The organism is Hyphomonas sp. UBA3195, assembly GCF_002366485.1.
Lineage (GTDB): Bacteria > Pseudomonadota > Alphaproteobacteria > Caulobacterales > Hyphomonadaceae > Hyphomonas.
On sequence record NZ_DEXB01000006.1, the window covers coordinates 34,200 to 44,041 of the forward strand.

Annotated in this window: 11 protein-coding genes; 6 read left to right on the forward strand and 5 right to left on the reverse strand. The window is 57.9% G+C overall.

Annotated features, from left to right (window positions below; all coding sequences use genetic code 11):
* Positions 1–47: 47 nt before the first annotated feature.
* Positions 48–260 carry a sulfur carrier protein ThiS gene (gene thiS, locus B2344_RS02870; RefSeq protein WP_206993070.1) on the reverse strand — a complete coding sequence of 71 codons (213 nt, stop codon included), beginning with the start codon at positions 258–260 and terminating at the stop codon, positions 48–50.
* A 64-nt stretch (positions 261–324) separates the two neighbouring features.
* Between thiS and B2344_RS02875 the strand changes: the two genes are divergently transcribed.
* From B2344_RS02875 to aat, 4 genes are all read left to right on the forward strand, one after another.
* On the forward strand, positions 325–759 hold the full coding sequence (locus tag B2344_RS02875; RefSeq protein WP_290484628.1) for a type II 3-dehydroquinate dehydratase: 435 nt from the start codon (positions 325–327) through the stop codon (positions 757–759).
* A gap of 15 nt (positions 760–774) precedes the next feature.
* A complete protein-coding gene (accB, locus tag B2344_RS02880) occupies positions 775–1,245 on the forward strand; it encodes an acetyl-CoA carboxylase biotin carboxyl carrier protein (RefSeq protein WP_206993068.1) in 471 nt (156 codons plus the stop codon).
* A gap of 1 nt (position 1,246) precedes the next feature.
* Positions 1,247–2,617 (forward strand): acetyl-CoA carboxylase biotin carboxylase subunit, encoded by a 1,371-nt coding sequence (accC, locus tag B2344_RS02885; protein ID WP_034813286.1) that lies wholly within the window; start codon positions 1,247–1,249, stop codon positions 2,615–2,617.
* A 76-nt stretch (positions 2,618–2,693) separates the two neighbouring features.
* Positions 2,694–3,371 (forward strand): leucyl/phenylalanyl-tRNA--protein transferase, encoded by a 678-nt coding sequence (gene aat, locus B2344_RS02890; RefSeq protein ID WP_206993067.1) that lies wholly within the window; start codon positions 2,694–2,696, stop codon positions 3,369–3,371.
* Here the strand turns inward: aat and B2344_RS02895 are convergent.
* From B2344_RS02895 to B2344_RS02905, 3 genes are read right to left on the reverse strand one after another with little or no spacing between them, the layout of a single operon-like run.
* A complete protein-coding gene (locus B2344_RS02895; protein WP_290483325.1) occupies positions 3,284–3,760 on the reverse strand; it encodes a DUF2155 domain-containing protein in 477 nt (158 codons plus the stop codon). The two genes, aat and B2344_RS02895, sit on opposite strands and share 88 nt — an antisense overlap.
* On the reverse strand, positions 3,760–4,287 hold the full coding sequence (locus B2344_RS02900; protein ID WP_034813290.1) for an outer membrane lipid asymmetry maintenance protein MlaD: 528 nt from the start codon (positions 4,285–4,287) through the stop codon (positions 3,760–3,762). The genes B2344_RS02895 and B2344_RS02900 overlap by 1 nt, the downstream gene beginning before the upstream one ends.
* On the reverse strand, positions 4,280–4,672 hold the full coding sequence (locus B2344_RS02905; protein ID WP_034813292.1) for an NADH:ubiquinone oxidoreductase subunit NDUFA12: 393 nt from the start codon (positions 4,670–4,672) through the stop codon (positions 4,280–4,282). The genes B2344_RS02900 and B2344_RS02905 overlap by 8 nt, the downstream gene beginning before the upstream one ends.
* 196 nt (positions 4,673–4,868) lie before the next feature.
* On the opposite strand from B2344_RS02905, the gene B2344_RS02910 reads away from it, so the two are divergent.
* Both B2344_RS02910 and B2344_RS02915 read left to right on the forward strand, forming a co-directional pair.
* Entirely contained in the window at positions 4,869–7,124 is a 2,256-nt protein-coding gene (locus B2344_RS02910; protein WP_290483324.1) for a hypothetical protein, read from the forward strand.
* 160 nt (positions 7,125–7,284) lie between these two features.
* Complete coding sequence (locus tag B2344_RS02915; RefSeq protein WP_206993065.1) at positions 7,285–8,025, forward strand: pentapeptide repeat-containing protein; 741 nt, start codon at positions 7,285–7,287, stop codon at positions 8,023–8,025.
* Positions 8,026–8,102: 77 nt separating this feature from the next.
* On the opposite strand, the gene aspS is transcribed toward B2344_RS02915, so the two are convergent.
* On the reverse strand, positions 8,103–9,842 hold a 1,740-nt coding region (gene aspS / locus B2344_RS02920), incomplete at its 5' end, for an aspartate--tRNA ligase (protein ID WP_290484629.1).

The following is a 9,842-nucleotide window of genomic DNA, read 5'->3' on the forward strand; positions in this document are numbered from 1 at the left end:
CTGGTCTGCAAGAGCTGGATGGCGCAAATAGCTGAGATCGCAAGCGATCAGCCACCACCCACGAACTGAACCACTTCTATCTTGTCGCCGTCCTCAATCACAGTGCTGGCATGCTCTGACTTCGGCACGATTTCGAGATTTCGCTCAATCGCAATGCCGCGCTGATCCCTGTCGGACTCGCCTGCCAGTTGAAGCACCAACATGGCAAGCGTCAGGCCAGGTTCGACTTCGCGAGATACGCCATTGACTGTAATCAACATTCGGGTTTTCTCCGTTCACCAGCCCCCTTGCCTTGCCCGGCGTTACAGCGCAAGACGGAAGACTATGACCAAGCCCGTATATGTCCTTGGAGGCCCAAACCTCAACCTTCTCGGCTCACGCGAGCCCGAGATTTACGGGCACGAGACCCTCGCTGACATTCATGCACGTCTCGAAGCGCTGGCAGATGGAACACCGCTGGAGCTTCGCCAGACGAATCATGAAGGCGAATTGGTGAGCTGGATTCAGGAGGCATCTGAAAAGGGCGCCGCCATCATTCTGAATGCCGCAGCCTACACGCATACATCCATCGCTCTTCACGACGCGCTGAAAGCGTGCAAAATCCCTGTAATTGAAGTTCATTTGTCGAATCCTGCGGCGCGCGAAGCGTTCCGCCAGGTGAATTACGTATCCCCCGCTGTGAAGGCCACGATTGCAGGCCTTGGCGCCTATGGTTATGAGCTGGCGCTAATGGCGGCAAAGACCCTCACGGGCAAATAAGAGACCTGACATCCCATGAGCACAACGAAGAACAAGCTGGATACCGGACTTGTCCGGGAACTCGCAGCCATTCTGCGGGAAGCAGACCTTGGCGAAGTTGAAGTTGAACATGAAGGCCTACGCATCCGCGTCAGCAAACCCGCTGCGCCGGTTGTGCAGGCCGCTATGGCCGCGCCGGTCGCTGCACCGGCTGCCGCTGCTCCGTCAGCAGCCGCTCCTGTCGCCACCACAGACGCTCCACCTCAGACATCTGACAACGCCATCAAGTCTCCGATGGTCGGCACGGTATACCTGTCGCCTGAACCCGGTGCGAAGCAATTCGTCGGCGTTGGCGACAAGGTGAAAAAGGGCGACACGATCTTGCTCGTCGAAGCCATGAAGACTTTCAATCCAGTCGAAGCCGACAAGGCCGGTACCGTCAAAGAAATCTACGTCACTGATGCCCAGCCAGTTGAATATGGCGAAGCTCTCATTCTGATCGAGTAATATGGCTGACCAACCCGTTATCAAGAAGGTTCTCATCGCAAACCGCGGCGAGATCGCGCTGAGGATTCACCGCGCCTGCAAGGAAATGGGACTGTCCACCGTGGTCGTCCATTCCGAAGCAGACAGCGACGCCATGGCTGTGCGCCTCGCGGACGAGAGTGTCTGCATCGGGCCTGCGCCATCGTCCGAAAGCTATCTGAAGAAGTCGCAGATCCTTGCCGCTGCCGAGATCACCGGCGCGGACGCGATCCATCCGGGATACGGCTTTCTGTCGGAGAACGCCCAATTCGCCGAAATGGTCGAAGCACATGGGCTCGCGTTCATTGGTCCTACGGCCGAGCATATCCGCATCATGGGCGACAAGATCGCTGCCAAGGCCGCAATGATAGAAGCGGGCGTGCCGTGCGTACCCGGTTCAGAAGGCGCATTGTCGTCTATTGCCGAAGCCAAGAAGGCCGCCAAGAAAATCGGCTTTCCGGTCCTCGTAAAAGCATCTGCTGGCGGCGGCGGTCGAGGCATGAAGCTCGCCAAGACTGAAGCAGACCTCGAAAATGCCGTTCGAACCGCCAAGACCGAAGCCAAGGCTGCATTCGGTGATGATGCGGTGTATCTTGAGAAATATCTTCAGGGCCCGCGTCACATCGAAGTCCAGATCATCGCTGACACGCATGGCAATGTAGCCCATCTCTGGGAGCGCGATTGTTCGCTGCAGCGACGTAACCAGAAAGTCTTCGAGGAAGCGCCCTCGCCTGCTCTGAATCAGGCCCAGCGTGAAGAGATCGGCGGCATCTGCGCCCGTGCGATGGAAAAACTTGGTTATCGCGGCGCCGGTACGGTCGAGTTCCTCTATGAAGACGGTAAATTCTACTTCATCGAAATGAACACGCGGCTCCAGGTCGAGCACCCTGTCACAGAAATGATCACAGGCATTGACCTGGTGCGCGAACAAATCCGCATTGCCGAAGGGAAGGAACTCTCATTCCGGCAGGAAGATGTCATGCTGGTCGGTCACGCCATCGAGTGCCGGATCAATGCCGAGCACCCAAAGACGTTCGTGCCTTCCCCGGGCCTGATCACAGACTTCCACGCACCCGGCGGACCTGATGTCAGACTCGATAGTGCGGCCTATTCGGGCTACCGCATTCCTCCTCACTACGACTCGCTGATCGGCAAATTGATCGTGCACGGGCGAACCCGCCGTGAGTGTATCATGCGCCTTCGCCGGGCCTTGCAGGAAATGGTCATCGGCGGGGTCTTCACGACGCTGGATCTGCACCGCGAACTCGTCGAGAATGAGGATGTACTCGAAGGTGAATACAATATTCACTGGCTCGAAAAGTTTCTTGAAAATCAAACTGATACAAAAAAGTGAGCATTTTTCACCTTTCGCGTTCCACAAGGATCGACAAAGGGTAGACATCACATAAGCCGCTGGTTCATATAATTCCATGTCACAGCGGTTTAGTTCATCCGATCTGCTTGCTTGCTATCGTCGGGGGATTTTCCCCATGGGCGATGCCCGAAATGACCCGAACTTGTTTCTGGTCGACCCTGATATGCGAGGGATCATTCCGCTTGGTGATTTCCACGTGCCCAAGCGCCTGCTCCGAAAGGTCAAGCAGGATCCGTTTCGCGTGACCATTGATCAGGCCTTTACGCGTGTCATGGAATTGTGCGCTGAGAGTGCAAAGGGGCGCGAAAGCACCTGGATCAACTCGCCCATTCTGAATCTGTACAGCTCGCTCCACCGCGAGGGCCACGCCCATTCCATCGAATGCTGGGACGGCGACAATTTGGTCGGCGGCCTTTATGGGGTGGCACTTGGCGGCGCCTTCTTTGGAGAAAGCATGTTCTCACGCGCGACGGACGCGTCAAAGATTGCGCTGGTCCATCTGGTGGCGCATCTTCTCGAAGACGGTTTCGTCTTGCTCGACGCGCAGTTCCATAATCCCCACTTGGAGCAATTCGGGCTTATCGAAATACCCCGTCAGGATTTCAAGAAACTCTTGAAAGACGCCCTCACTGTAGAGGCCAAATTCTATTCGAATTCCGCATCCTCTTCGGACGGACGTGGTGCGAGCTTCACAGGCTCCGGCGCAGCGCAGCGTATTACCCAGATATCATAGACAGGATGTTCAAGCGCGCTGAGTCCTGGCGATGAAGCATACATCCAGCCCGAAAAGAGTTCTGGATTATCTTCGCTGACGGTTTCGACATCCTCCGCATCGACAGCAGCTTCCATCGTCTCAACAGCCACAGGCTGGGTCGAGGCGATCTTGAGAAATGCTGCGCTTTCCGGCGCTTCCTCCGGCGGGGTCTGGTAACAGACCTGCAGTTCGACCTTCAGGGATCCGAAGACAACCGGCTCACCGACTTTCACGTCAATATCCGTGGAGCGGCCGGTAATCTTGTCGAGCGCGCGCAACGTGGCCGTATCCTTCTGGACGAAGGTGGCCGCGTGTCCGACGCCCCCAACGAGGGCGGCCAATGCAAGTGCAGAGACCATCATACGCATTATTGGTAATCCTCATCCGGATATGCATCGTCTGCTGTGGCATCTGGGCTGGCCGCCGGGTCGGACGCACCATCACCACCGCTGCCTGAAGCAAAGGACGCAAACAGGGTCAGCAGGTCGACGCTGCCACGCGTATACTTGATCTCACCAGACCCATCCTGGGGGATATTGTCGAAGCTGCCACCTGGTTCCAGAGCCACATAAGCTCCGCCCAGAAGACCGTCAGTCGACACCCGGGCATCCGTATCATCCGGCAGGGCCCATTTTTCGTCCAGGCTGAGCGTTACAACCGCTTCAAACCGCTCCGGATCACCCACGATGCTTTTGACGATGCCAGCCTTCACACCGGCGATACGCACATCGGAACCGCGCGAAATGCCCGATACATTGTTGAAGCGCGCCTCAAGCTCGTACTGATCGCCTTGCGACTGGGTTTCTCCACCGCGGTCGATCGCAAACCAGAGGAAGATTCCAGCCACCGCGACCACGGCGGCGCCAATCAGGGTTTCGAAGAGTGATTCACGCATCGGGGTTCCATGCCTCATAGTCGCCTGATGCCTTCTGGCGTGCCATGTCAGTCGACAGGCTGCCCTTCGGCTTGGTGGCGTAAGGAGTGCCCGTCATATTGGGCTTGTGGTCCGTTTCCCATTCACGGCGCGTAAGCGGCGACTTGGTGGGCGGATCTTCGACAGTATGATGCAGCCAGCCATGCCAGTCCGCAGGCACCTTGGATGGCTCGGCCAGGCCCTTGTACATCACATAACGACGCTTGCGCCCTTCGAGAGACGGCTTGCGCTCCTCGAAATAGCGGTTGCCGTATTCGTCGGTCCCGACATAGCCAGAGCGCCGCTTGATATCAAAAGCCGCTCCGATCGTATTGCCGCTCCACCAAGTAAAAATCTGTTTCAGCATCGTGAGGATGTCCTGACCTGTCTTGTTGGCCGTAATATGGCGTTATCCGGGCAGTTAATCCATACGGCAGCCGCAGGCAATGCGACGCACGTTTTTATGATCTGACCGCTAATTTTGCTGCCGGAATGGTTGATACCCCTGACCGGAACCGTCACGCTCGAATATGTGATTCGCTGGTGATTCGCGGGAGGGTTTGATGAAAACTGCAGAGATTGCGTCCATTGTGGAGGTCGCCGAGACTGACGGCCTGCTTTCTCCGGAGATGGAGTTCGGAACCGCCTTCCGCGCCGCGGGAAAACGGCGGCGGCCGATTACTGAAGAATCTCTGAGAAATGTTGCGTCCGCCTATGCGTCTGCTGGTTTGCTCGGCGCGTCCCAGATTGCCACCGCCGAAATGCTGGAACGTTTGGGCAATGCACCACGCAATGCAGAATTGGCGGAGGCCGTGGCATCAGGCCTACCGCAAGACATACTTGAAGAAGCGCTGCGTCAGCCAGACGGTTTTGCACGCACGGCGGAGGCCTTGAGAATCGCCGCTGCCAATAACCAGCCTCCCCCCGCAGCAGTCTTCAGCGCAGAATCGGCCGATCCGGAATTCGACACCCTGCTATTAAGTGCCCTCAAAGAAGGCGCTGAAATCCTTCTTGCTCAGGATGACCTCGCTCCGGCACGTACCGCTTGTCGGTTGCTGGATGTCGCGCTGGCAGTCAGCCCCGATGGACTCGAAACAGATTTGTTGAGCTCTGTGGCGGAAGCAGCTGGCAAAAGCGTCGGAGACGGCCTGCTCCTGATACAGGGTCTCGGCGCAGCCGTGCTTTCGCTTGGCCTCTCCTATGATAGCGACGACGGACGTTTGGTAGCGGCTGCGATATGTGCCCTTGTAAAGGCCCATGCAGCCGGCTCATCGCTAGCGGCAGGCCATGCCAGCGTACTCGGTCTCGAGGCACGCAGAGCAACGTCCCGGAAATCCTGTACGGTTGCCATTCTGCCCATCACAGACCTCGCCGATTTGATGCCTGAATGCGAAAGCGAGGGCGCTGGGCCTGTGCGCACCGTACTGGCCTATTCCGATGACGGCCCGACCCTGGCGCGATGCGCTCGGCTGGCGATATCACGTACCGCGCCAGAATCTCTCCCAACAATATTGGACCGGGTGGCCAATTGTGGAGGTGAAGACCTGGAAGCCGCCCTTGGGGCAGACCGTTTGCGAGACCGCGGCTTCTCCGAAGCTGCCCTCGACCGGGTTACACGCGCGCTCAGCGACGGACTACCCCTGAACGCCGCCTTCTCCCGATGGGTATTGGGTGACGAGATCATCAGCGAAGATCTGAAACTGGCCCCAGAGAATTTCGATTCGGATGGTCTCGCACTTCTCTCCGCGATGGGGTTCTCCAGAAAAGATATTTCAAATGCTGAAGCTGCCGTTGACGGTACGGTCGAAGATGTTGCCACCCAGGCCTTTCGCCAATGCGGGCTGGACCTTTCTGTTGGTGCAGAAGCTGAACTGGCTTTCGCGATGGCGTGTTCCGAAGCGCTTGGCGGGCAGACGACCGTCCGGGTGAATGGGCGAGACGGTCTGGATTTGGCCGACAAGGCTATCGAGGCAGGCCTGTCCGCCCTGTTGATCGGCATACGGGCATCGGCAAACGAAGAAGTGGCCGAGCGCATGGACCATATTCTCAGCCTCGCCGACGAGCTGGCGGCAGAGGCCGAGATTCCACACGAATCCCCTCAAAGTTCGGCTCTCACGGGTCACGGTCCAAATGCCCGTACCCGACTCCCTGATCGCCGAAAAGGCTATATCCAGAAGGCATCAGTCGGCGGTCACAAGGTCTACCTCCATACGGGCGAGTTTGATGATGGCGCGCTCGGGGAGATCTTCCTTGATATGCATAAAGAAGGCGCCGCTTTCCGGAGCCTGATGAACAATTTTGCGATCGCCACCTCTATCGGTCTGCAATACGGTGTGCCGCTGGAGGAATTCGTCGACGCCTTCGTGTTTACCCGGTTCGAGCCGGCTGGTGCCGTCACCGGCAATGATCGCATTACCAAAGCGACCTCCATTCTAGACTACATCTTCCGCGAACTCGCCGTGTCCTATCTCGGCCGGGACGACCTCGCCGAAGCCGATGTCACCCATGACGGCCTCGGTCGGGGCGCTGGGGACGGAACCCGCGAAACCGCAGAGTTTACGGAAGAAGCCGCCCAGTTGATCTCACGTGGCTTCTCACGCGGGCAATTGCCGGACAATATCGTCATCCTGGACAAGAAACGCGAAGAAAAGCTTTCCGGTGAGGAGGGCGACGATGAGACGTTGAACGCGCCAGCCTACCTCACCGACGCGTGCCCGAATTGTGGCAGCTTCACACTGTTCCAGATCAGCGAGGACGGGGATGCCGAGTGCGATACGTGTGGGCAGGAATTACAGGATACGAGCGAAGTTCCGTCCTGATTACTTCAAGATGATCAATAGAAACCGGCGGTTCTTTCTCCGAATTTCGGTTAATCGCTGTCTTCCAAGGCATGGCGGAATTGCAACACTTCCCGTGTTTTAGGCAGTCCTTACTGTTTGTTCAGTTTGGGGTAACAAAATCAGGCGTTATCCATGTTCCATGATCCGCTTGGTACATGCACTTCTTACCGCATCCGCCATGTCCTTTGTCGCCTTGTCGGCACAGGCACAGAGTCAACCCGTGGCCTGGTCCCCCGGTTATGCAGGCGCCTGCGGGGAGTGTGACCTATCCGGCAAGAATTTGACTGGCTGGTCCCTCGCTGGCGGAAACTATTCCAGCGCGAACATGGAATACGCTTTCATGCGCGGTGTTCAGGCTGGCAATGCCAATTTTGAGAACGCTAATGCGACCAGCGCTGACATGCGGGGCGCCATTCTTACCTCTGCTCAATTCGCTGGAGCCATTCTGTCTGATGCACGCCTTCAGGGTATTCAGGCATCTGGAGCTGATTTTCGGAGCGCAAATGTTCGCGGCGCGAATCTTCAAACCGCCTTGCTTGTTGGAGCCAATTTTGCTTCGGCAGACCTGACGGGATCCCGGATGGAATCGGCAGACCTGTCAGGTGCCAATCTCACCGGGTCCTGGCTAAACGAAACGATTCTGGCTGGCGCCGTCTTCAACGGCTCAAACATGACCGGTTCCCAACTGCGGAACGCGGCTGTGCATGGCGCCTCATTCAAGGACGTCCGCTTCATTGACGCCGACCTGTCCGGCCTGAAAGGCGCTGAAACCGCAGACTTCGAGGGCGCGTGCGTCTCGCTCAGTTCCACCCTTCCAGCGACCCTTACCCTGCCGCTCTGCGGCACAGCCGTCGCGCCTGCGGCCTTTGCCAGCAAATAGACTTGCAAACGCAAGTCAATGAAAAGGGCGGAGCGCTTGGCCCTCCGCCCTTTGTAATTTGGGATGCGGCGTAATGCTTACGACTTCATCTGCGGCGCAAGGCGAATGTGAAGCTCTTTGAGCTGCTTTTCGTCCACAGGGCTCGGGGCCTGCATCATCAGGTCACGCGCCTGCTGGTTCATCGGGAACAGCGTAACGTCGCGGATATTCTCGGCATCAGCGAGCAGCATGACGATCCGGTCTACGCCCGGCGCAATGCCACCATGTGGCGGCGCGCCGTAGCGGAATGCGTTCAGCATGCCGCCAAACTCCGCTTCCACAACGTCAGGGCCGTAACCTGCCAGCTCGAACGCTTTCAGCATCAGTTCCGGGCTGTGGTTCCGGATCGCACCAGAGGACAGTTCCACACCGTTACATACGATGTCGTACTGATAAGCCTTCAGGTCCAGTTGCTTCTCTTCAGTATCAGCAGCCAACAACGCATCCATTCCGCCTTGAGGCATGGAGAACGGGTTGTGGCTGAAATCGACCTTCTTGTTGTCTTCATCATATTCGTACATCGGGAAGTCGACGATCCAGCAGAGGCGGAACACGCCATCCTCGATCAGGCCCAGCTCTTCGCCAACCTTTGTCCGCGCGGCGCCTGCGAGCTTGTAGGCGTCGCTTTTCTTGCCGGCCGAGAAGAAGATGCCGTCGCCAGCCCCCAGATCGAGCTTCTCAAGAAGCGCCGCGAGATGGACAGGTTCGAAATTCTTCAGCACAGGATCCTGGCTGTCGACACCGCCGCCATCGGCCTCTTTGAGACGCGCATAGCCAAGTCCTGGTGCCTGCATTTCCTTCTTCGCCCACTTGTCGAGTTCGTCGAAGAATTTGCGGGATTTCTCCGCAGCCGCCTTGGGTGCTGGGATCGCGATCACACGTCCGCCGCCGCCAATGATCTTGGCGAAGATACCGAAGCCCGTCTTGCTGTCATCCTCGAAGAATTCGGACACATCCGCCAGTTCGATCGGGTTGCGCAGGTCCGGCTTGTCGGAACCGTATTTCGCCATGGCTTCGGCATAGGGGATACGCGGGAACGCGCCATCCGGAACTTTTCGGCCCTTGCCTTCCCAGTTTGCGAACTCCTCGAACACACCCGCCATGACGGGCTCGATCGCATTGAACACGTCCTCCTGAGTGACAAAGCTCATCTCGATATCAAGTTGATAGAACTCGCCCGGTGAGCGGTCTGCGCGCGCGTCTTCATCGCGGAAACAAGGCGCAATCTGGAAGTAGCGGTCGAACCCCGACACCATCAGCAATTGTTTGAACTGCTGCGGCGCCTGCGGCAGCGCGTAGAACTCGCCCGGATGGATACGGCTCGGCACGAGGAAGTCGCGCGCGCCTTCAGGGCTCGACGCCGTCAGGATCGGCGTCTGGTATTCCGTGAAGCCCTGTTCGAGCATGCGGCGGCGCAGGCTGGCGATCACCTGACTGCGCAGGATCATGTTCTTATGCAGCGTCTCGCGGCGCAGATCGAGATAGCGATGCGTCAGGCGGATCTCTTCCGGATAGTCCGGTTCACCAAACACAGGCAGCGGCAGCTCGGCGGCTTCCGACCGGACGGTAACTTCGCCCGCCACGACCTCGATCTCACCCGTGGCCAGATTCGGGTTCACGAGGCCCTCATCGCGGGCCACGACCTTGCCTTCCAGCGTGATCACGCTCTCCGCACGCAGGCGCTCAACCGTGCCGAAACCAGGTGAGCCCGGATTGAACACGATCTGCGTCAGGCCGTAATGATCGCGCAGGTCGATGAACATCACCCCGCCATGATC